This window comes from Lacticaseibacillus jixiensis (genome assembly GCF_042847315.1).
Taxonomy (GTDB): Bacteria; Bacillota; Bacilli; order Lactobacillales; family Lactobacillaceae; genus Lacticaseibacillus; species Lacticaseibacillus jixiensis.
In genome coordinates this window covers 44,152-66,564 of the sequence record NZ_BAAFPR010000004.1, presented here as the reverse complement: position 1 = coordinate 66,564, position 22,413 = coordinate 44,152, and the positions used below count along the sequence as shown (strand labels likewise).

The 22,413-nt window shown below is 52.9% G+C and carries 20 protein-coding genes and 1 tRNA gene; 10 read left to right on the top strand and 11 right to left on the bottom strand.

Features of this window, described 5'->3' with window-relative positions:
- Window positions 1-1,846 precede the first annotated feature (1,846 nt).
- Both ACGG90_RS03675 and ACGG90_RS03670 read right to left on the bottom strand, forming a co-directional pair.
- Entirely contained in the window at window positions 1,847-2,938 is a 1,092-nt protein-coding gene (locus ACGG90_RS03675) for a metallophosphoesterase family protein (protein WP_390405996.1), read from the bottom strand.
- Window positions 2,939-3,051: 113 nt separating this feature from the next.
- Window positions 3,052-4,353: a thymidine phosphorylase gene (locus ACGG90_RS03670; protein ID WP_390405993.1), complete on the bottom strand. Its 1,302-nt coding sequence runs from the start codon at window positions 4,351-4,353 to the stop codon at window positions 3,052-3,054.
- 68 nt (window positions 4,354-4,421) lie between these two features.
- Here ACGG90_RS03670 and add point away from each other — a divergent pair, with 68 nt between their 5' ends.
- Window positions 4,422-5,441 carry an adenosine deaminase gene (add, locus tag ACGG90_RS03665; RefSeq protein ID WP_390405990.1) on the top strand — a complete coding sequence of 340 codons (1,020 nt, stop codon included), beginning with the start codon at window positions 4,422-4,424 and terminating at the stop codon, window positions 5,439-5,441.
- Between the two features lie 107 nt (window positions 5,442-5,548).
- Here add and ACGG90_RS03660 read toward each other — a convergent pair whose 3' ends face one another.
- Entirely contained in the window at window positions 5,549-6,715 is a 1,167-nt protein-coding gene (locus ACGG90_RS03660; protein ID WP_390405987.1) for a GNAT family N-acetyltransferase, read from the bottom strand.
- Between the two features lie 138 nt (window positions 6,716-6,853).
- Here ACGG90_RS03660 and ACGG90_RS03655 point away from each other — a divergent pair, with 138 nt between their 5' ends.
- Complete coding sequence (locus ACGG90_RS03655; RefSeq protein WP_390405984.1) at window positions 6,854-7,102, top strand: hypothetical protein; 249 nt, start codon at window positions 6,854-6,856, stop codon at window positions 7,100-7,102.
- Window positions 7,103-7,165: 63 nt separating this feature from the next.
- On the opposite strand, the gene ACGG90_RS03650 is transcribed toward ACGG90_RS03655, so the two are convergent.
- Window positions 7,166-7,657 (bottom strand): hypothetical protein, encoded by a 492-nt coding sequence (locus ACGG90_RS03650; protein WP_390405982.1) that lies wholly within the window; start codon window positions 7,655-7,657, stop codon window positions 7,166-7,168.
- 121 nt (window positions 7,658-7,778) lie between these two features.
- Between ACGG90_RS03650 and ACGG90_RS03645 the strand changes: the two genes are divergently transcribed.
- Window positions 7,779-7,952 carry a hypothetical protein gene (locus tag ACGG90_RS03645; protein ID WP_390405980.1) on the top strand — a complete coding sequence of 58 codons (174 nt, stop codon included), beginning with the start codon at window positions 7,779-7,781 and terminating at the stop codon, window positions 7,950-7,952.
- Window positions 7,953-8,026: 74 nt separating this feature from the next.
- On the opposite strand, the gene ACGG90_RS03640 is transcribed toward ACGG90_RS03645, so the two are convergent.
- The 3 genes from ACGG90_RS03640 to ACGG90_RS03630 form a co-directional block, all read right to left on the bottom strand.
- A complete protein-coding gene (locus ACGG90_RS03640) occupies window positions 8,027-8,923 on the bottom strand; it encodes a DMT family transporter (protein WP_390405977.1) in 897 nt (298 codons plus the stop codon).
- A gap of 13 nt (window positions 8,924-8,936) precedes the next feature.
- Complete coding sequence (locus ACGG90_RS03635; RefSeq protein ID WP_390405975.1) at window positions 8,937-9,497, bottom strand: DNA-3-methyladenine glycosylase I; 561 nt, start codon at window positions 9,495-9,497, stop codon at window positions 8,937-8,939.
- 823 nt (window positions 9,498-10,320) lie between these two features.
- Window positions 10,321-10,767 (bottom strand): universal stress protein, encoded by a 447-nt coding sequence (locus ACGG90_RS03630; protein ID WP_390405972.1) that lies wholly within the window; start codon window positions 10,765-10,767, stop codon window positions 10,321-10,323.
- 272 nt (window positions 10,768-11,039) lie between these two features.
- On the opposite strand from ACGG90_RS03630, the gene ACGG90_RS03625 reads away from it, so the two are divergent.
- The 3 genes from ACGG90_RS03625 (at window position 11,040) to ACGG90_RS03615 (ending at window position 12,798) form a co-directional block, all read left to right on the top strand.
- A complete protein-coding gene (locus ACGG90_RS03625) occupies window positions 11,040-11,441 on the top strand; it encodes a helix-turn-helix domain-containing protein (RefSeq protein ID WP_390405970.1) in 402 nt (133 codons plus the stop codon).
- Window positions 11,442-11,579: 138 nt separating this feature from the next.
- Entirely contained in the window at window positions 11,580-12,371 is a 792-nt protein-coding gene (locus ACGG90_RS03620) for a tyrosine-protein phosphatase (RefSeq protein WP_390405967.1), read from the top strand.
- A 61-nt stretch (window positions 12,372-12,432) separates the two neighbouring features.
- Window positions 12,433-12,798 (top strand): hypothetical protein, encoded by a 366-nt coding sequence (locus ACGG90_RS03615; protein ID WP_390405965.1) that lies wholly within the window; start codon window positions 12,433-12,435, stop codon window positions 12,796-12,798.
- A gap of 701 nt (window positions 12,799-13,499) precedes the next feature.
- On the opposite strand, the gene ACGG90_RS03610 is transcribed toward ACGG90_RS03615, so the two are convergent.
- A tRNA-Asn gene (locus ACGG90_RS03610) sits at window positions 13,500-13,571 on the bottom strand.
- A 148-nt stretch (window positions 13,572-13,719) separates the two neighbouring features.
- Here ACGG90_RS03610 and ACGG90_RS03605 point away from each other — a divergent pair.
- Window positions 13,720-14,292, top strand: coding sequence for a class I SAM-dependent methyltransferase (locus ACGG90_RS03605; protein ID WP_390405962.1), 573 nt, complete (start codon window positions 13,720-13,722; stop codon window positions 14,290-14,292).
- 94 nt (window positions 14,293-14,386) lie between these two features.
- On the opposite strand, the gene ACGG90_RS03600 is transcribed toward ACGG90_RS03605, so the two are convergent.
- Entirely contained in the window at window positions 14,387-15,016 is a 630-nt protein-coding gene (locus ACGG90_RS03600; protein WP_390405959.1) for a type 1 glutamine amidotransferase, read from the bottom strand.
- Window positions 15,017-15,032: 16 nt separating this feature from the next.
- The gene (locus ACGG90_RS03595; protein ID WP_390405956.1) at window positions 15,033-15,761 is read right to left on the bottom strand and encodes a TIGR02452 family protein; all 729 of its coding nucleotides are present in this window, start codon (window positions 15,759-15,761) and stop codon (window positions 15,033-15,035) included.
- Window positions 15,762-15,901: 140 nt separating this feature from the next.
- Here ACGG90_RS03595 and ACGG90_RS03590 point away from each other — a divergent pair, with 140 nt between their 5' ends.
- The 3 genes from ACGG90_RS03590 (at window position 15,902) to ACGG90_RS03580 (ending at window position 19,498) form a co-directional block, all read left to right on the top strand.
- Window positions 15,902-17,269 (top strand): hemolysin family protein, encoded by a 1,368-nt coding sequence (locus tag ACGG90_RS03590; RefSeq protein ID WP_390405954.1) that lies wholly within the window; start codon window positions 15,902-15,904, stop codon window positions 17,267-17,269.
- 361 nt (window positions 17,270-17,630) lie between these two features.
- The gene (locus ACGG90_RS03585) at window positions 17,631-19,025 is read left to right on the top strand and encodes an MDR family MFS transporter (RefSeq protein WP_390406250.1); all 1,395 of its coding nucleotides are present in this window, start codon (window positions 17,631-17,633) and stop codon (window positions 19,023-19,025) included.
- The gene (locus ACGG90_RS03580; RefSeq protein WP_390405952.1) at window positions 19,025-19,498 is read left to right on the top strand and encodes a DUF4811 domain-containing protein; all 474 of its coding nucleotides are present in this window, start codon (window positions 19,025-19,027) and stop codon (window positions 19,496-19,498) included. The genes ACGG90_RS03585 and ACGG90_RS03580 overlap by 1 nt, the downstream gene beginning before the upstream one ends.
- Before the next feature lie 56 nt (window positions 19,499-19,554).
- Here ACGG90_RS03580 and uvrA read toward each other — a convergent pair whose 3' ends face one another.
- On the bottom strand, window positions 19,555-22,410 hold the full coding sequence (gene uvrA, locus ACGG90_RS03575; RefSeq protein ID WP_390405949.1) for an excinuclease ABC subunit UvrA: 2,856 nt from the start codon (window positions 22,408-22,410) through the stop codon (window positions 19,555-19,557).
- Window positions 22,411-22,413: the final 3 nt, after the last annotated feature.

Below are 22,413 nucleotides of genomic sequence, written 5' to 3'. Positions count from 1 at the left end.
ACCACTCGCGCTTCCAGACGACCCGTTGCGGGGTGCGGCGTTCTGCAAGCTTGGCCTTCGCTTACCCTTGCCCCTATGCCGGAGAACAATTATAGAATACGCCGTACACAATTAAATTGCAAGCGTTTTTCTAAGCTTTTACAATTAATTTACAATAGTCCGTGGAGGCCGGACAGGGGCTGCTGCGCGGCGTGGGGCAAGCGGCGGCGCAGGCAGTGCGGCCGGCTTCAACCACGCAAAAAGCGCGTGTTTTACGCCTAAGCATTTAGCCGTGCGCTCGCTTTGCTCACCTGCGCGTCTAAATGCTTGCCGCGATCAGCAGACAAAGCCAAGCACACCCCGCTTGTCTTTGTATGCTGATCGTTTCACGGCCTGACCACCGCTTGCCCCACGCCACTTCGCAACCCCTGTCCTTTGATTTTCGAGTTGACAACAAATTGATCGATCAAGGCGCGATGTCGCAGACGTGATTTCTGAAATAGACTTTGGCAAACACAACAGCAAGCAAGGCCCAGTCAACAATCAACAAACTCAAGCTCGAATACAATCTTGAATAATCAGCAAAATCTCACTACCGGAGTGGCCAATATTACAAATCGAATCTGAGCATATCCCAACTTCCGGATCAACGGCTCGGAAATCTCTAAATTGCGCATACCAATGCTCACCAGGATGTACCCTGTTTGACGAAAATCAACTTTGCTCATTGGCATGACTTCAGAACTTACAGCCAACAAGTAACCACAGTCCACGCATGACTGGTCGCTCGTGCCACTTGTTAGCTGATTCGACTATTGGAGGACAGGGATTGCGTAGGTGCGCGGGGCAAGCGGCGGTCAGGCCGTGAAACGTGTGATGTCAGGTAAGACTCGCGTACTTTGCGAGGCTCACCCGACATCACACGCGGCAACTTTTGAGATTTGCAAAGTGAGCCGCAGGCGAGCGCAAAGCTCAAAAGTTAGGTGGAAAACGCGCGCTCTCCAGCGCGGTTGGAACCGGCCGCACCGCCTGCGCCGCCGCTTGCCCCGCGCACCGAAGCAATCCCTGTCCGGGCTTTATACGCTGTGGTCTTCGTCGAGCTGCGCAGCCCAACGCGGCGCGATATAAGTCGTGACGCCACTTGGGCAAAGTACGCCCAAATGTCATCCCGCCTTATATCCACCGCTAAGTGCGGGCTGCTCCGCTCTGGTCTTCGTCGAGCTGCGCAAAGCAACGCGGGTGCGGTTAGCTACGCCATGCTGTTCGAGGCAAAGTACGCCTCAAACAGCATGGCTAAGCTACCCGACCCGCTAAATTCGCTTTGCTCCGCTCTGGGCATAAAAAATAGGCCTCACCGTGCGTACTTAGCACTGTGAGACCCTAAGTTAAGGATGTTTGAGGTCGGCAATTTGGTTGTTGCGTGGTACTTACAAACTGCTTAGAAATGGTCTACTTACCTCTTCTATCTGTCACTATTCACTTGTACGAAACATTGAGTGACGACTACATTGATGTTGCCAGATAACATGGCAAAGTTTGGTGGTTAATACGCACCCGTTAAACATCTACCGGAAACTCAAGGTTTCGCTTGGATCGTAAAGTCTTGTTATTAGACTTGCGCCTCCACGTGTTCTTTGTCTGGATACGGTTTCTTGGTACTTGTATTACTGGTGGTGGTACAGCTTCCTGCACCTGCTCTACTCGTTGTGTTGAACGTTCGATACTTTCGAGCTGGTCTTCTGGTTCTGCGCCTGACCTCTTCCTTAACTCTGACTAAAGTATAGCATGGAATTTTGAGAAGTGCAAGCGCTTACGCGAATTTTTTTTTGCCAAATCGCAAATTTTTTTTGCCGCTGGTGAAAGCCCGTCAGTACGCGAAGACGCGCTTGAAACTGGTGGCGCCATAACCGAATAAGCGCAAGCGACGGGCGGTGGTGTCGATGCTCAACACATACCCGGCATATTCGCTTGGTGTGTTGATCTGGCGCCGCCAGCGCCGATTGTAGCGCGTGGTTAAGCCATGCGACCAGCCCATCAAAGCCGAGTTGTTCAACAAGCTGTAGTGAATACCATTGACACTGAAATCCTCTTCCACATGCCAATGCCCTGCCACTGCCGCGATGATCTTGCCGGAATTCGCGCTGAAGTCAAAAGTCACCTGGCCGCCAAAATCCGGATGGTCGCCACAATTCAGCCGCCCGCTTGCGTGCAGATTAAACACCCGCAACAAATCATGCAGCGCCCGTCCGTTATAGCGCAACCCGGGCTTGCCTGGGCGCGTCATTGCCGGAGCGTGGCTCATGATCAACACATCGCGATCGCCGGCGGCTTTTAGCGCATCAGCCAGCTCTTGCAATTGCGCTGCTGTTACTGCCAAGGTCTTCTTGATGTCGTAATTCTTGCGCCCGCTCATCCAGCGCACCGGCACATCTGAGGTGTTTAAGGTGATCACGCGCACATTACCATGATCAAACACACTTAGCCCATGCCGCGAAACACTCGGGCCGCCGACTTGTTTGGCCATTTTGTCCCACACCAGGTCATGATAGACCCATGGGTGGAAACTCCCGGCAAAACGCCGGTTGCGCTCGGCAAATTTGTCGTTGTCGTCGTGATTGCCGCGCGCGATCACAAACGGCACGTCGCTGGCGGCATAGTCTTGCACCATGTTGCGCAGCCGCCACATGGTCAATACCGCAGGCTCCGAGCCATCGACCATGTCGCCGAGATGCACGCGCCAATCGATCGGCAGCTCGCCGCACAACCAATGCTGCTCTTGCACATGCCAATAACCGTTGGGCCCGTAGAACGTCCGCGACAGCTGGGTGCGGTCGTGGGTATCGGTGATCACAGCCATATTCAACGCGGCCCCGGTGATCTGCGGCCGCACCGCATCGGCAAAAGCTGTCAAGTCCCGCTTGGCAAAGCGTCTGATCGAAATATTATGCAAATAACGCATGGCAATTCCCCTTTCACACATCACATGGCAGTGCAACACGCAAGCGCTGACACCAGTTTTATCATACACGATTATGCCAGTTTGTGCCTAGCTTATTTGGCGCCGCCAACCGCTTAGCTGAGGATTTGATGGATCAGCGGCAAGGCTTTGGGTTGCGTGTCACTGATCGTAAATGCCGCTTGCACCAACTGGCTCACCGCAGCTGGATCAAGCGCGCTGGCATAAGCCACCGCCAGCGTTTCACCCACAGCCACCGGGGTACCAAGCTTCTTGTGCAGCACCAACCCGGCAGTGTGATCCAACACGTCGTCTTGCTTAGCACGGCCGCCGCCAAGCTGCATCACTGCCACGCCTAGCGCTTTGGTATCAATGGCGCTGACAAAGCCGGCCTGTTGCGCTTTGATCGCAACTTTATGCGCCGCTTGCGGCAAGCGCCGCGGGTCATCAACCACCAGCGGATCGCCGCCTTGGGCTTGGATCAGCTGCTTGAACGCTTTGGCAGCGCGGCCGTCGCGCAAGGCGTCTTCCACCATGCCAATGGCCAATTCCAACGATGGCGCACGCTTGGCAAGTTTGAGCATTTGCGCCGCTTGCGCCACCAGCAGATCATGTACATCTTTGGGCCCGCGGCCTTTGACTAACGCAATGGCTTCGGCGACTTCCAAACTGTTGCCAATGGTGATTCCCAACGGCTGATTCATATCCGTGATCATCGCCACCGCTGAAACGCCGGCATTCTTGGCAATGTCGATGAGGGCTTGGGCCAAGGCAGCAGCGGCTTGATCATCAGGCATGAAGGCGCCGTTGCCGCTTTTGACATCAAACACCAGCGCGTCGGTGCCAGACGCCAGCTTCTTGCTCATAATGGAACTGGCGATCAACGGCTTAGACGCCACGGTGCCGGTCACATCACGCAAAGCATATAAGCGCCGGTCTGCCGGTGCCAAAACGCCGCCGGCACTGGTAATGGCTTGATGAATCGCTTTGACTTGCGCTTTGAATTGATCAGTCGTCAAATTAACGTTAAAGCCGGGAATACTTTCTAATTTGTCTAAGGTCCCGCCGGTGAAACCCAATCCGCGGCCGGAAATCATCGGCACCGCCACGCCTAAACAAGCCACCAAAGGCACCAGCGGCAGCGTGATCTTGTCGCCAACGCCGCCAGTGGAATGCTTGTCGACTTTGATTCCAGGAATATCGCTGAGATCCAATTGCGTGCCGCTGGCTAACATCGCTTGCGCCAAAGCCGCTTGTTCGTCATCGGTCATGCCGTTGAAGTACACCGCCATCAGCCACGCACTCATTTGATAATCTGGGATCGCTTCTTGCATGTATTGGTCGATCATCCAATTGATCTCTTCTGTGGTCAAAGCTTTGCGATCGCGCTTCTTGGCGATCAAATCTACCATTCGCATACTTTCTGCCGCCTTTCGGGATATGTTACACTTGGCACGATGATCCTTGCCATAAGGGAGGAAATGTTATGGATTCATTGTATCACCAACTGCCTAAAGTTGAGTTGCATTGCCACCTTGACGGCTCTTTGTCTTTGCCAGTCATTCGCAAACTTGCCGCCAATGCGCATGTCACCTTGCCAGCAGCTGACTCGGCGCTTGCCGCATTGGTCCAAGCCCCGCAAAATACCGCCAGCTTGCTGGATTACTTGCGGCCTTTTGACGTGATCCGGCCGCTGTTGCAAACCAAAGCCAACTTGCGCATGGCCGCTTATGATGTCGCTGAACAAGCCGCCAAAGAAAATGTCCGCTACCTGGAAGTGCGTTTTGACCCAGAATTCTCGATGGATGAAGGCTTAAGTGTCGCCGAAACGATCCAAGCCGTCGCTTCCGGGCTGCATCAAGCTGCGTTGACCTATGATATTCAATGCGGCGTCTTAGTCTGCGGGATGCGCCAAACTGACCCGGCGCGCAATGCCGAAATTCTCCAAGCCGCCGCACCGCTGTTAGGCAACAGCTTGTGCGGGGCCGACTTTGCCGGCAACGAAACCGACTATCCGACTGCCGTGTTGACTGACTCAATCGCCTTGGCCCAACAATTACATTTGCCCTTGACCTTGCACGCCGGCGAATGTCACTGCGTGCACAACATCACCCAAGCGCTGGCCATGGGTATCTTGCGGATCGGCCATGCCACAGCCTTGTTTAACGAACCGGCAGCCATCGCCCAATTTGTCAAAGCCGGTGCAACTGCAGAATTGTGTTTGACTTCCAATCTGCAAACCAAAGCCGCCCAAGATCTGGCGCATTATCCGTATGACCAACTTAAGCAAGCCGGCGTGAAGCTGACGATCAACACCGACAACCGCACCGTATCACACACCGATTTGACGCATGAGTATCAATTGTTCGCAGCCAATTTCGGTACCACGATCGCCGATTTCTTGGCTTTTAACCTCAATGCCGCTGCCGCTTGCTTCCAGCCTGCCGCAATTCGCACTGCCTTGGCCAGCCGTTTGCGCCAAGAGTATGCGCCATTCTTGGCATGAAGTCACGTTGTGTCAACCCCGCGGCGACTGTTTTGGGTGCCATGCATCACAATAAGCCTGCGAAAAACCAATTCGGTTTCTCACAGGCTTATTTGTGCCGATCAAGCTTAGAAATAGTCGTACAACTGCGTTTGCTGGGCTAAGAACGCATCTGACAAGCTGGTGATCGTATAAGCATCCCCATCGATCAACCCCAGACTATACAAATCGCGCAAGCTGCGTACCCCAAACGTTGCCTTCACTAATTGTTGAATCGTCAATTGCACCTGCGGCGTCAGCTGGTCGGCTTTAGTGAAGCTGACTTGGCCGTCATCAATGGCCAACTGCCACACCCCGGCATTATCTGGGATAAAGTCATCTTGGATACCGATGGTCACCGGTGCCAAGTCGCTGATTTGATAAGGATAGCGCCGCAGAAAATCGGCCACGTCAACGATTCGGGCCATCATAAAGCTGGCCACGCTGGTATGCAAGACGCCTGGTTCAGGAAGCAGATCATGCAGCGACTCAGGGTTGCCTGTGGTGTAAATGAACTGGGCAAAAGCCGTGCGATGCGCGCTGACAAAGCGGCTTAACGCGATCAGGGCATCCAGATCATCATGGAACATTTCATGAATCATGAACGTATCCCCGGCGCGCTCATACACCACATAGCCAGTCGGCCGCTCGCCTAACATCGCCACTGCCACTTCGCGCTTGGGATAATGCTCGGCTAAATTCTCCCACCACCACGCTTCGCGCAACAAGCCGCCGCGCGTGGCCACGCGATTGCGGCCATAGACTTCTTGCATCAACGCAATGGCTTGTTGATAAGGCATACGCCGCACCGTCACCGCCGCGTTTGGCCGCGGCACCTTGGGACAGTCGCTGGCCGCCAGTTGATGGGTCACTTGATCAAACGCCCCTTCATACCCGAAGCGGCGATAGAACGTCGCCGAAAACGGCGCCAAATACGATAACGTTTCACCATCGGCCCGCATCTTAGCGAAAGCTTCATGCATCAATGCGGTGATGCCGCCATTGCCGCCGGCTTCCGGATAGCTGGCGACATAGCCGATGCCGCTCATTTTGTAAGTGACACCAGAGAAATCCACGGCAAAATGCGTCCCTAACAAGCCGCTGGCCAATGGCTCGCCGCTGCCAAAAGCCGCAGAATGCGCAAATAAGCTGGCAAAAGCCGCATCACGATGTGGGGAACTCGGCTTGTTGAAGGCATAACGGGCTAGGGTATAATAATCAGCTTCTTCATCTTGGGTCAGTTGACGAACAGACATAACTTCCTCCTCGGTTAAAGCGCTTTTGTAATTAGTATAGACCAATGCAGCCAGCTTTTCATCACAGAATCATCACAATTCGCCGCGAGTATCTTCACACAAATTGGGTATGCTGAAAGCATCGAAAGGATGAGGTAAATGTTACTCAACGAATTAGATGTGCTCACCGCTCAACTGACAGCGGTCACTTACCCAAACATTCAAGCCCGCACCGATCAAGGCACCACGATCACGGTGCACACCAGCCCCCAACAGCGCAACGATCCGGCTTTTTGGCAAAGCATTCGCGCCATCGTCAAGGCCCGCTTATGGGTGCCGGTTTCCAAGCGCCTGCATCAGCTTAGCGACACCGACTGGCTGGCCCCAAGTGACCCAACGATCGCTTAGCAGATACATAAACGCCGATGCTGTGCGACTTTTGCGTCGTGCTGCATCGGCGTTTGCCTGTCATTATTCCCCTTGCCACTGTTTGAAGCGGTGCGCTGCCACCACCAGTGTCACCAAGGCATCGGCAGACAAGGCGTCGCGCACGGTGTCCAATTTGCCAGTTGTGGCGACGGCGCCAATGACCTCCAAACCGAACTTGACGATGTTCAAGTCAGTTTTAGGTTGGTAGCCGCCTTCAAAAGTCGGTTCATGATTATAAGTGAAGTTAAGTGTGTTGTCGGTGATCGAGCCGTCTACGTGGTTGACCATGATGCGGTCTTCCAACTCAGCTAAGGTCGCCTTGTCCGCTAACAAGTTGAGCTTGTGGTCGGATTCATGCCGATCGAAGTGGCCTTGCAAGACGTTGAGGTAATCTGCGGCAGGATGCCGGAGTTTCTTGAGGTAGTCAACTGCGGCAAACACTTTTGTTTCGGGAAAAGGCGTGCTTTTTGCAAGCAACGCATCCGACTGCGCTTCCAGCCAGTCGGCTAATTCACTGATGCCATATTGATCCATGAGTGCCCTCCATAACTGATTTCGCTTGTTATTGTATCATTTATAGCAAGCAACTGTAACCCAGTGGTAACGCAACTAACCGCCTAAGCGGCTATAATAGATGGTGAAGGAGGGGTGTCTTATGCCAACCAAGAATCGAACATTACCTGTTGTCGATGCGTTCGGTCGTCCGACGAAGCTGCAACCTAAGATCACATACAAGATGCGGGTGAAAAACGGCTACATCCTGGCTTTGCGCCCTCATCAACGCCAGCATCGCTTACCGAATCTCGTTGCTCAAGATGATCGTCAATAACCCCTGACCTCAACAGTTTCAATTACAATGCCACCGCTTGACCCAATCATGGTCAGGCGGTGGCATTTTTTGAATCAAGGCGCTTTGGGTTCGGTGAAGCTCATGGCAATCACCGTGGCGATGATGATCAACCCGCCAAGCAATTCTGCGCCGCTGACCGCAAAGCCCAGCAGCAACACCGATGTCAACGTCGCGCCTAATGGCTCAAACGCATCCAGCAGCGACACTGCCGTTACGGAAATATATTGCATCGCCATCAGATACAGCAAATATGCCACCACCGTACCAAATACCACCACGAAAGCATAAGCGCCCCAAGCGGTGGCATCCATGTGCGGGATCTGCGTCCAGAACGGACACACCATGCTCATCACCAACCCGCCTAGCAACTGCGCCCAAGCGGTAATGGTCAGCGGCGAATAAGTTTCCAATAAGTGTGCCGGCAAAATGGCATAACTAGCCGCCGCCACTGCCGACAACAAGCCCCACCCTAAGGCAACTGGCGTGATGGCCAGCTGCGTCAAGTGGCCTTTAGTCACCACCAGCAAGGTGCCAAACAGCGCACAGGCAATGATCACCACATCCACCCGGCGCGGCAATTGCCGCGTCGACACCGCCACGTAAGCCAACACCACCACCGGCGACAAGAACTGCAAGATTGTCGCAGTTGGCGCGTTTGATACCGCCACAGCTTGATAATAAATAAACTGCATGGCGATCATCCCAAACAAGATGAAGATGATCAGCGACCTTGCCGCGCGTTTATCGCGCCAAGGCGCAAAAATCTCCCCGCGCTGTTTGATCGCCGCAGCCACCAGCGTGATCAAACCGGCGATCACCATTTTGGAACTGATCAGCCATGTGACACTGACATGATGGGCAAACACCACTTCACTGGCTGGACCTGAGATCCCCCATAATAACGCTGCTAATGCCCCAAAAATTAACCCAATGATCCGCTTGCCCTGCATGTTCGACATCCTTCTATTGTGCCTTGGTGCCTTGCCACCCTGCCAGGTGATCATCGATCAACCCGGCGCCTTCAAGATAACTATAAATGATCACCGGCCCGACAAACTTGAAACCGCGTCGCTTCATATCCGCTGCGATGTTTTGCGACAGCGGTGTTTGCGTGGGAATGTCTGCGGCAGTTTGGGGGCGATTAACAATCGGCTGACCATTAACAAACCCCCACAAATACGCCGCAAAACTGCCAAATTCCTGCTGCACACGCAACACCGCTTGCGCATTGGCCCGCACCGCCGAGATTTTCAACCGATTGCGGATCAAAGCTGGGTCTTGTTGCAAAGCCGCCAGCTTCGCGTCAGTCAGCGCCGCACAAGCGTCAATATCAAAGCCGTGAAAAGCCGCCTGCAACGCGGCACGCTTCTTAAGCACCATCAGCCAATTCAAGCCGGCTTGAAAGCCTTCCAAGCACAACAGCTCAAACAGCTGCCGATCATCATGCACCGGCACGCCCCACTCGTGGTCGTGATAAGCTTGCAGCAGCGGGTCTTGCGCCGCCCATTGTAAATCTCCGGTCATGGCCAACACCTCCGCATCTATCATACCTGCGCCAAGCCAGTGGGGCAACGAAATTACCAGACGCTGTGCAAAAGGCATAACCACGCGCAAAGAATGCACAACAATGGCGGGCCACAGCCAGCCATTAACCCCATTCACCGTGCCTGAAATCTCCAGTAAGTGCAAATCACGTGATCGCGCTTAGACATTATTGTATGGCCATGACACGCCAAATCATTGTGACAATCGCAAACTGCCGATATTTAGTTCATTCAACGCAAGCTGCTCTGCTCAAATTGACTTGATCATCAGGTCTACACCAAGACAGCAAACGCGATTTGTTGGGATTTGTCTATAAGCCAAGCTCGATCCTGATTCGATTACAGTAGGGCAGGTATTGCGGAGGTGCGCAGGGCAAGCGGCGGTCAGGCCGTGAAACGATCAGCATACAAAGACAAGCGGGGTGTGCTTGACTTTGCATGCTGATCGCGGCAAGAATTTAGACGCGCAGGTGAGCAAAGCGAGCACGGCTAAATGCTTAGGCGTAAAACACGCGCGCTTTGCGTGGTTGGAGCCGGCCGCACCGCCTGCACCGCCACTTGCCCTGCGCGCCGGAGCAATACCTGTCCGAGCCTGGCCAGGTTTATGGCCCACGCTTATTACGCTGTGGTCTTCGTCGAGCTGCGCAAAGCAACGCGGCGTGATATAAGTCATGACGCCGCTTGGGCAAAGTACGCCCAAACGTCATCCTGCCTTATATCCACCGCTAAAAGCGCTTTGCTCCGCTCTGGGGGTACACAAAAGGCGGCTGCGTTGCAACCGCCTGCGTTAAATATAAATATTGTTATGCTGTTTTGACGATCAACACATCACAAGGCGCTGTGCGATTGACGTATTCAGTCACAGAACCAACCAATACCCGCTCCATCGCGTTAAGCCCAGTAGCGCCAATGATGATCAGGTCGATCTTGTGGTCATGCGGGAAATCTGTCGCAATAACCGTCTTGGGATTGCCGAAGCGCACATGGATCGCCACGTCGGTCAACCCGGCGTTCTTGGCACGCTCAGCCAAGCCGTTAAGGTAACTTTCTGCATCTTGGGTCAGCTGATACACGGCGTCACCAGAGATCATGCCGCCATAGCCGCCGATGAACTGCTTGGTGTCAAGTACGTTTAAGATGTCCAAATGTGCATGGTTTGCGCTGGCCACCTTGACCGCCTTCTGGAAGGCAAGTTCTGCTTCATCTGAGCCGTCAACCGGCACTAACAGCTGGTTATATTCTTGGTCCATCTGATCACTTCCTTAAATTGCCGAGCCAATGCTCGTTCTTATATGTTAAGCGTAAGCCATTGCGGCAGCGATTACAAGTCGCAAGTCGGATTCGTCATTTGCTAAATAGGTTATCTACATACGGTTGAATACGAAACCGATATGTCCAATCGATAACTTATTTAATAAATCTCGCATAAATCATTGCATTATCATAAACAACAAGTTAGATTATTACATGTACCTATTAGGATATTGGGAACCTAACAAAAATTGAGAATCGTGGTGAATTGATGATGACAGAAACCGTTGGGAGCGCGTTGCGACAAATCCGCAAGAATCGCGGAGAATCCATCGTTGAGGTTGCTAAGGCAACTCACACATCTCCTGCCAGCTTCACGAAATGGGAGAACGACCAAACCATTCCAAGTGAACGCAGCATTCGTAAATTGGCGGAGTACTATGAAAGTGATCCGCTAGACGTGTTGGCCCTTGCTTACCCTGACAAATATGCTAGGGAGAAAATGGTCAAGCCTGATCTTGAAGGCAAGACCATCATCCGCTTAGAAGACCTCTTAAGTGAAGACACCGTTCTAACATACAACGACAACGCCTTGACTCCGGCCAAGAAAGAGTTAGTTGCAAGTTTTGCTGCAGGCTTGATCATTGCCGGCAGCAAACCTGATGCAGATTAAGTTCATATGAACCGGCTTTACTTCTTGTAGAGCCGGTTTTTGTGTGCGCTGGCACTTGGTATATAATAAGCAAGGAATCCCGGCAAAGGCGCGACTGTGTCTTTGCTTTGGACCTTGATTTGACGAAAGGAACTGCTTATGCCTAACTTACTCAACATTCATCACGGCTTCAACTTTCGCGATTTAGGCGGCTATCAAACCAAAGCCGGCACCCGCTTGCGGATGCACAAGGTGATCCGCTCGGCGCGCCTCAACGCCTTATCACAGCGCGACTTGGCGTATTTGGCGGAATATGGCGTCCATTATGACGTGGATTTTCGCTCGCCTAAAGAACGCGCTGATGCCCCAGACCGCCTGCCGGCTAATGCCAGCTACCATTTTGACCCGGTGTTTCCGGTGGATGAAACCAAAGCCAGCGCCAATGCTGAAGAATTGCGCAAACAACAGCTCGCCCAAGATCCCCTTGGCGGCTTTCGCAACATGGTCAACACTTACACGGATCTGGTGACCATGCCTAGCGCCCAAAAGGCGTATCGCGAATTCTTCGACTTGCTGCTGGCCAATTCTGCACCTGATTCAGCATTGCTGTTTCATTGCACCGCCGGCAAAGACCGCACCGGCATGGGCGCCGTCTTCTTGCTCACGGCATTAGGCGTCGATCCAGTCACCATCCGCCAAGACTATTTGGCTTCCAATCGCTATCTAGTCGAAGAAACTGAGCGAATGATCAAAGTCGTACGCGCTGCTGGCGGCAGTCCGGCCTTGATCGCATCGACGCGATCGCTTGGCGGCGTGGCCAACGAATACCTCGACGCAGCGTTAATGAACATTGATTTGCGCTACGGCTCGCTAGATCACTACCTCACGACTGCCTTAGATCTCACCGCCGCACAACGCCGCGATTTGCGCAGCATCTATCTTGAAGCTTAAGCTGACGCATTGGTGAAGGTTGATGGTATAATAGAGTTAGTTCACAAGAGGAGTGATCAGCATGAAACTATATCAAGGTTTGACCCAAGTTCAAGTCAACGACAACATGGCCTCAGAAGCCTCGGATTTCACTATCACCACTGAACTGACTAAGCCGCTGCATTACAGCCCGAGCTTGTTGTATCACTATATCAATGCTGTTTTGAAAACCGGCTCCCGCCACGATCAAAACAATCTGCGCTATGTTTCTGATCCAGCTTTCATCGGTGAGAACTACGACTTCAAAAGCAACGCCCAAACCGCAACGATCACCGACTTCGAAGACAAAATGGCCTTCGCCCGCAATATTGTCGAAGACCTTAACCGCCACGTTGCCATCAATATCGACACGCATGAGCATACCTTCGAATTTATCTTTGTCGATTAACGTATTGTCGCCTTCCAGCGTTTGCTGGGAGGCGATTTTCGTTTATAACGGTGAAACAAGCCGCAGTACAATCGCTTAGACGACATTTTCAGGCTAGCATGAAACTATGCTAAGCTGCGGAATTGAATGTACGTCGTGATGGTACTTGGCGAGGATATGCATCAGGCCTTATCGACCGCACGACACGTGACCGGCTTCATCCTAGACTGCCATCGCGCCATTCCTAACCTGATTCGAATGTTGTAGGACAGGTGCTGCGCAGGTGCGCGGTGCGGCAAGCTGGTCAGGCCGTGAAACGATCAGCGCAGTGAGACAAGCGGTTTGTGCTTGGCTCGCTGCGCTGATCGCGGCAAGTTCAAAGACAGGCAAAGTGAGCAAAGCGAGCGCCTGGCTTTGAACTTAGGCGGAAAACACGCGCTTTTCAGCGTGGTTGCAGCCGGCCGCACCGCCTGCACCAGCTTGCCGCACCGCGCACCGGAGCAGCACCTGTCCGGGCTTTGAGCAAATTTTCACCTTATCAGGTCCTCGCTTGATACGCTTTGGTCTTCGTCGAGCTGCGCAAAGCAACGCGGCGTGATATAAGTCATGACGCCGCTTGGGCCAAGTGCGCCCAAACGTCATCCTGCCTTATATCCACCGCTAAGTGCGCTTTGCTCCGCTCTGGGGACAAAAAAACGCCGCCTCATTGAGGCGGCGACATACTGCTCAGGCTGGGCTCGAACCAGCGACCCTCTGATTAACAGTCAGGCATTCTACCACTGAACTACTGAGCAATGATGATGTTTATAATATGCCATGTTTAGCGGCTAAGCTCAAGCCCATTTGTCAGACTATCTGACATTTTTGCAACTTTTTTTAAAATTCTTTGGGTATACACTGCCGCGCATAATCTCTATAATGTTTCTGAAAGGACGTGTAACAATGGTCGATACTTATCCTGCAATGCACCAAGACAACGCCAAGCCCTTGCCCACCAACACCGGCAAAAAACAGCCGCTGTGGCAAGCACTGGCCAAACAAGCCCCAAGCTTGGCTGGCAAACGCGTGCTGGCGATCCACGCCGGTGACGGGTGGTTTTGCCGCTATGCGATTAACCACGGCGCCATCGCAGTGTTAGGCGTCGATAACGACGCCCAAGCAATTTCTGACGCGCGCGCCGTTGCATCAAATGACCGCTTGCGCTACCGCATCATGCCTGACAGCGCCTTACCATTGCTCAGCGGCCCTTACGATTTGATCGTCGGTACCTTCGATTTGGCCCGTGACGACTTACACCAGATCAGCACCCAATTATCCGGGCTTTTGCGCCACCACGGCCAGCTGTTAGCAGCCGTGACCACGCCGTTGACTGCCGATTATCCGCAGCGCGGCTTGCAGCTCAAGGCGGTCTTTGATGAACATTTGACTATCGATTCGCTGTATCAAGTCGCTGACAAGCGGCTGCAAACGCGCGAACAGATCCATTTTGTCTTCAGCAGCCGCTCCGGGCGCTGAAGCAACGCAAACAGCCCTACGCCGCGATTTTGCAGTGCAGAATCGTGGCGTAGGGCCGTTTGCGTTATTGATTATGTCGCAGCTTCGTTTGCTTTTACAGGAAAACTTCGCCTAATAACTTATTTAATTCTTGTTGCGCCGCGGCTTGTTCATCATCAGTCAATAACGGCAAAATGTTGAAGTCGCTGGCATCCACATAAGCTTGTTGGATGGCGCGGGTGCATTCCAAATGAAACTGCACGCCCATGATCCGATGATGGTAGGTAAAACCTTGCATGGCGACGGCTTCGTTACTGTAAGCGACTGTTGCACCAGGCAGATCCACGATTGCTTGTTGATGCCATTGGAACACTGCCAAGCTTGAACCGTCGGCACGATTGACTTCGCCGCGGCCGAATTCCGGCAGATTCATCGGCACCACCGGCGCCCCGAATGCCCGCGCGATTTGCTCAGCGCCAAAAGAAATCCCGAACACCGGCCGGCCGATCTTGTCCAAACTCCGCACCAAGATGCGCTCTGCAGCCACCCAGCGTTCGTTGTCATCGATATTGAACGGCCCGTCTAAAATGATCAACCCATCAATGTCGTTGGCATTTAATGGGGTAAGATTCTCGCCTGAATCCGGCCGGTGGATCACCAGCTCGATGTCATGCGCGGTGGCCCAGTCTTGAATCAGGCCTGGTGTCATCCAGTCGGTATGTTGAAGCACGTGTAGCTGCATCATGTTGTAATCCCCTTTTTTACATTTTTAATCCGGCTAGAAACGGCCGGTAATTATCGCCGATTACGGCAAACACCACTTCATCAAAGGCGCCATTGAATTCTTGGCGGCGCAGCGCAGTGGCAAAAGCTTGGCCCACAGACTCTGGCTGATTGCCAAACACCCCGCAGCCAAAAGCGCCTAAAATCGGCACCCTTACGGCATGCGCTTTGAAGGCCCGCAAAGTTTGCAAGATCTTGACTTGGATATCAGCAAGCGCTTGGGCCTCGTCTAAATTAGGAAACCGCCGCAAATTCGGCGCCGCCACCGTCACGATATCCACATAATGCCCGGACAAGCGCTGATCTTGATGATCAAATAATTGCCGCACATGCGCCGAATAGATCAAGCTGGCAGAATTCAACCCGCCGCGCGCATCGGCTCGGTTAGGTTCGTAATAGTTAGCTTCAAACTGACGCAGCGCCGGCATTAAATAAGTGCACTTGGCGATGCTTTCTTCTTGCGCCCGGGCGCCATACTCCACCCCGCCGCCAGGATTGGTTGGACTGGCAAAATTCATCACCCCAACTTGGCCGTCAGTTTCCGCCATTACCTGCACAACATCGGCGTTAACCACCCGCCATGCGGCTTTCTTGCGGCCCAGCGGCGGCGTTTCTGGCAGCAAGGTGGTGATCAATTCACTTTCTGGCCACTCCGGATTACTTTTGAATTCAGCCATGGTTTGGCGAAACATCTGAATCTGATTCATAAAGATCCTCCATTTGCGTGTCGCATCAACTTCTTTAGTGTAGCACAATCGGTTTCTGTAAACGTTGTGAAATGCTGTTACTTTGCGCCTGTGAATGCTAGAATGGAAGCAATTAACAATATGAAATGGGGAATGTTTGAATGGACAGTGGCCAAGTCGCCTCTAATCTACTGGTGATGGTCGTCACCTTCTTGTTTGCCGCGTTTTTCGTGGCCAGCGAGTTCGCACTGGTGCAAAGCCGCCCAAGTGCGTTAGAGGAGCTATTAGAAGCAGGCGAAGGCAACCGTAAGAAGTTGCGCAGGGCCCTTAAGATGGTCCACAACTTAAATGAGTATCTTTCCACCACCCAAGTCGGCGTTTCCGTCGCCGGGATCATTCTAGGGTGGATCGGGGAAGAAACCGTTGAGTTCTTGTTGTTGGACTTGTTTAACTTTACCCACCTGAGATTGCCAGACGGCAGTATGCACTTGGTTGGCGCGATCCTTGGCGTCGTGATCTTAACTTACTTGGAAGTGGTGCTGACTGAAATCGTGCCGAAGAACGTCGCCATCGACTTGCCGATCAAGTCGCTGATGTTTGTGGTTACGCCGCTGCATTACTTCCACATCATCTTCTACCCCTTCGTGTGGCTGCTTAACACTTCTGCAACTGGCTTGGTACGCTTGATCGGCATGAAGCCGGCAGACGAAGGCAACGAAGTCTTCACCCAAGCGGAGATCTTGAACTTATCCAAAGCCGCGATCAGCTCCGGTGAAATGGATCAAAATGATGTCACCTACATGCAGCGCGCCTTCGATTTGAACGACAAAGAAGCCCGCGATGTCATGGTCGACCGTACCAGCTTAGTGGTGGTCAACATCGACACCACCGTCAAGGAAGTCTTGCGCGATTACCTTACCGAAGGCTATTCGCGTTTTCCAGTGGTGGCAAACGGTGATAAAGATAAGATCTTAGGTTATGTCTATATCTATGACCTGGTGCGCCAATCCCGCGTGGACGATTCTGTGCGCGTCAGCAAGATCTTGCGGACCATTGTCACGGTTCCTGAAGGGATGCCGATCCACAACATCTTGCAGCAAATGATCCGCAAACAAACCCCGATCGTCGTCGTTGTTGACGAATACGGCGGCACCAGCGGGATCGTCACGGATAAAGACATTTATGAAGAATTATTTGGCACTGTCAAAGACGAAATCGATGACGTGTCAGATGAATACATCATCAAAACCGACAAAGAAGATGTGTTCAAAGTCAGCGGCAAAACGACGCTGTATGACTTCGAACGCTTCTTCCGCACCAAGATCAAAGTCTTCCAAGAATCCGACATCGTCACCGTCGCCGGCTTTTTGACTGAAGAACATCCAAACTTGAAACTGCACGATTCTGTCACCATCGACCGCTATACCTTCACCGTGACGGATTTCGCCCGCGGCTTTGCGCAGTGGTTTGATGTGACTGTCGGCGAAGAAGTGCCAGTACCTGAAGAAGACGAAGAAGAAGACGAATAATCAACTCCGGCCTTGCACCGCGATCTCATTGATTGCAGTGCAAGGCTGTTTGTATGCGGCCAGACCCTTGCTTCAAAAGTCACCCTAACAACGTCATGGACAAATCACCTTTTGCTTTTTCCAAATTCACGGCATGTGAGTGGCCCCACCTTGCGCAACCATACCAATACGCGTTAGAACTGCGCCGCATGATTCATGTCCTAAATTAATGAAAGCTGGCGTCTCATCATTTTCACGTTTTTTTCTGAAAAATGAGTGCTAAAATTATAAATTGACTAATTATTGAAAGGAAGCGACCTGCTTGGATAAACCTGTCGACGTCAATGGCCACCCCTATCACCGTGGCCTGCTTGTGGCGACGATGCTGATTGGCACCTTTACCACCTTCATCACTCAAACGATCCTTACGACTGCATTTCCGACCTTAATGAACAGCTTCCACATCTCTGCCAGCCTGGTGCAATGGCTGACCACCGGCTTCATGTTGGTGATGGGGATCATGATCCCAGTTTCTGCTTGGTTATTGAGCAAATTCAACGTGAAGCACTTATACATCACGGCAATGAGCATTTTCTTCATTGGCACCGTTTTGTCTCGCTTTGCCTGGAGCTTTCCGGCTTTACTGGCTGGGCGGCTGATCCAAGCAGTCGGCGTGGGCATGTCGGCTCCAACGTTTCAAAACGTCATGTATGCCATTTTCCCGCCTGAACGCCGCGGCAGTGCCATGGGCTTGGCTGGAATCGTGATCGGCTTGGCACCGGCGATTGGACCCACGCTTTCTGGCTGGGTGTTGTTAAACCATTCTTGGCGCGCATTGTTCACCATTCTGATGCCGATCGTGTTGGTCGTCATCATCTTAGCCAGCGTATCGATGCATAAAGTGCTGGAAACCTCTAATCCCAAAATCGACTTCTTATCTGTGGTGGAATCCACAATCGGCTTCGGCTCCTTATTGTACGGCTTCTCGACAGTCGGGACGCTGGGCTGGGGCAGTCCGGTGGTATTGAGCTTCTTGGCAGTTGGTTTCATCGTGGTCGCCTTGTTTGCCCATCGTCAGTTACATATGGCCCAACCGCTGTTGGAACTGCGCGTGTTTGCCAACAAGACCTTCACCTTATCCACGATTTTGACGGCGGTGGCCTTCATGTCAATGGTTGGCGTGGAAATGGTGTTGCCGATGTACATTCAAACCATCCGCGGCCAATCCGCCTTCAACTCCGGGCTGCTGTTGCTGCCTGGGGCGATCATGATGGGGATCATGTCGCCAATCACCGGGCGGATCTTTGATCGGATTGGGGCCAAAAGACTGGCCACTTGCGGCTTGTTCTTGTTATTATGCGGGACCTTCCCGTTGATCACGTTAACTGCCGAAACGCCATTATTATTTGTCACCGTGTTATACACGGTGCGGATGTTTGGGATTACCATGGTGACCATGCCGGTCACCACTGCCGGCATGAATGCTTTGCCGACCAATTTGATTGCTCACGGCACCGCCGTAAACAACACGATCCGCCAAATTGCCGCTAGTATCGGCACGGCGATTTTGGTTTCGGTATTGGCGACTGTCACCACCAATCACACGCCGCTTGCCAGCTTAAAACAAGCTGATCCAGTGGCCTTTGCGCGGCAAATGCAAGCTGCCACAGTTGCTGGGTATCGCGCCGCATTCGTCGTGTCGTTATGCTTGTGTGTGGCTGGATTCTTGTTGAGTCTGCGCCTGCGCCGCGATCCGATCGATGGAGGTGAACGCTGATGATCTTAGCCTTATTCATCATTGCTGCATTAGGCTTCTTCTATCACCGGGTGTTAGATACCCACCAGACGCCGCGTTTGATCGGCAGTATCGCCACTGGCGCAGTGATCGTCTTGTCAGTTGCCGCCATTGCCGCCAATGACGCGTGGCATTTTGGAATGACCACGACCACCACCACCAAGCGCGTGATGCTGGTGAAGCAGCCGGTAATTCGCCACGCCATTGGTACCAAAGACGCAGCTTATCGCCACACTACCGCTCAAGGCCCGGCTGTCGCCAAGCCGACGCTAAGCGATACTGTCGTCTTGAAGCGCACCAAGACCCAAGCCAGCGTCACCACCAGCACCCAAACGCTGCATTACGCCAATGGCTTGGCCAAGGTGATGTTTGCCGGCTCCAGCTTAGATGGGCATCGGCTCAGCCGCACCATCACAGTCAACGTCCCAACCACTTGGCAAATCGTCAATAAATAAGCAACACACTAAAAAATCCGCGTTATCCAGAATTTTGGATAACGCGGATTTTTGCGTCACTGCGCCGCTTGCGCACGTGCTTTGTCACGTTCAAGAATGGGCTTGAGGTATTGGCCAGTGTAGCTTTCTGGCACTTGCGCAATTTGTTCCGGCGTGCCGGTGGCGATCACGGTGCCGCCGCCTTCGCCGCCTTCTGGGCCTAAGTCGATCAGCCAATCGGCGGTTTTGATCACATCCAAGTTATGCTCAATGACCAGCACCGTGTTGCCTTCATCCACCAGCCGCTGCAACACTTCCAACAAGCGCTTGATGTCATCGACATGCAAGCCAGTGGTGGGCTCGTCTAAGATATAGAAGTTCTTGCCGGTGGACAGCTTCTGCAATTCAGAAGCCAGCTTCATGCGCTGGGCTTCCCCACCAGACAACGTCGTGGCGCTTTGGCCCATGGTGACGTAGCCTAAGCCCACGTCAATAATGGTTTGCAGCTTGCGGGCGATTTTGGGAATCGGCTTGAAGAACTTAACCGCTTCGTCAATGGTCATGTCCAACACATCAGAAATCGACTTGCCTTTGTAAGCAACTTCCAAGGTTTCAGAGTTGTACCGCTTGCCATGACAGACTTCACAAGGCACATACACATCAGGCAAGAAGTTCATTTCGATCTTGATGATCCCGTCGCCTTTGCAATTCTCACAGCGCCCGCCTTTCACGTTAAACGAGAAGCGCCCTTGCGTATAGCCGCGCAGCTTGGCTTCATTCGTTTGGGCAAACAGCGCGCGGATGTCGTTGAACACCCCGGTATACGTGGCCGGATTAGACCGCGGGGTGCGGCCGATCGGGCTTTGGTCGATATCGACCAGCTTCTCTAAGGCATCATAGCCGCTGATGGTTTTGTATTTACCTGGTTTGTTGGAATTGCGATACAGCTTCTGCGCCAAGGCACGCTTTAAAATCGAATTGACCAGCGTGGACTTGCCAGACCCAGACACCCCGGTAACGGCGATAAACTTGCCTAAAGGAAAATCGACGTCGATGTTTTTGAGGTTATGATCAGCAGCGCCGGTCAAGCGGATCATTTTGCCATTGCCAGCGCGGCGCGTAGTCGGTACCGGAATGAATTTCTTGCCGGATAAATATTGGCCGGTCAAGGACTTGCGCGAGCGCATCACTTGCTTAGGCGTGCCGGCAGCCATGATCCGCCCGCCGTTATCCCCGGCACCAGGGCCGACATCGATTAGATAATCGGCGGCAAGCATCGTGTCTTCATCGTGTTCCACCACGATCAAGGTATTGCCTAAATCGCGCATTTTCTTCAAGCTGCGGATCAAGCGGTCGTTGTCGCGTTGATGCAAGCCGATCGACGGTTCATCTAAGATGTACAACACCCCAGACAAATTCGAGCCGATTTGCGTGGCCAAGCGGATCCGCTGGGCTTCACCACCGGATAAGGTGCCGGCAGAGCGACTCAGCGTCAAATAATCCAAGCCGACATTCTCTAAGAAGGTCAAGCGATCATCGACTTCCTTGACGATCGGCTGGGCGATCAATTGCTGCGAATCGGATAACTTGATACTTTTAAAGAAAGGCAGCGCGTGCTTGATTGACAAATCGCTGGCTTCGGCGATATCCATGCCGGCGACTTTCACCGCCAAAGCTTGGCGATTCAAGCGCTTGCCGTGGCACACCGGGCAAGTCAAGGCGGTCATATATTGGCGCATGTCGGCGCCAAATACCGTGTTGTTGGCGCGATACCGGCGCTCAACGTTGTTCATTACCCCTTCAAAAGGCGCATCCACATCGCGTACCCCGCCAAAATCAGAATGGGCATGGAAGTGGAACTTCTTGCCTTTCGAGCCGTACAATACCAAGTCTTGCTGAGCCTTGGTCAAGGCTTGCCAAGGCTTGTCTGTGGGCACCTTAAACGCCGCGCAGGCTTGTTGCAGCATCGATGGGTAATATGTGGCCGTTGCTGAACTCCAAGGCGCCACCGCCCCTTGTGCAATGGATTTGGTGGGATCTGGGATCACCAAGTCAACATCGACATTCAGCTTCATCCCCAACCCGTCACATTCCGGGCAGGCCCCGAATGGCGCATTGAAAGAAAACAGCCGCGGTTCCAACACCCCGATGGTGAAGCCGCAAATCGGGCAGGCAAAATGTTCCGAGAAAATCAACGGTTCACCGCCGATCACGTCAACAGTGGCATAGCCATCGGCCAGCCTAAGCGCCGCTTCAAATGAGTCAAACAAGCGCGAGCGCGAATCTGCGTCGCCTGGCTTGACCACGATTCGATCAATGACAATATCGATATCGTGATTCTTATTCTTGTCCATATCAAAGTCGGCGGTGGCATCCATCACTTCACCGTCAACGCGCATGCGCACATAGCCTTCGCGCACGATCTTCTCTAAGACCTTCTTATGCGCGCCTTTCTTGTGGCGCACAATCGGGCTTAAGATCTGAATGCGGGTGCGCGGTTCCAGTTGTTCCACGCGATCGACCATTTGCTCGACGGATTGACTGCTGATAGGGGTCCCGTCGTTAGGACAAATCGGCTGGCCGATGCGCGCCCACAACAAGCGCAGGTAATCATTGATTTCAGTCACCGTGCCCACAGTGGAGCGCGGGTTCTTCGAGGTGGTTTTTTGATCGATGGAAATCGCCGGGCTTAAGCCGTCGATCGAATCCACATCAGGTTTATCCATTTGGCCTAAGAATTGGCGCGCATAAGCGGATAAACTTTCCACGTAGCGGCGCTGGCCTTCTGCATACAAAGTATCAAAAGCCAAGCTGGACTTACCGGAGCCGCTTAAGCCGGTCATCACCACCAGTTTATTGCGCGGGATCGTCACATCGATGTCTTTTAAGTTATGGGCGCGAGCGCCGTGGATCACAATTTTATCGTTTGCCACAAA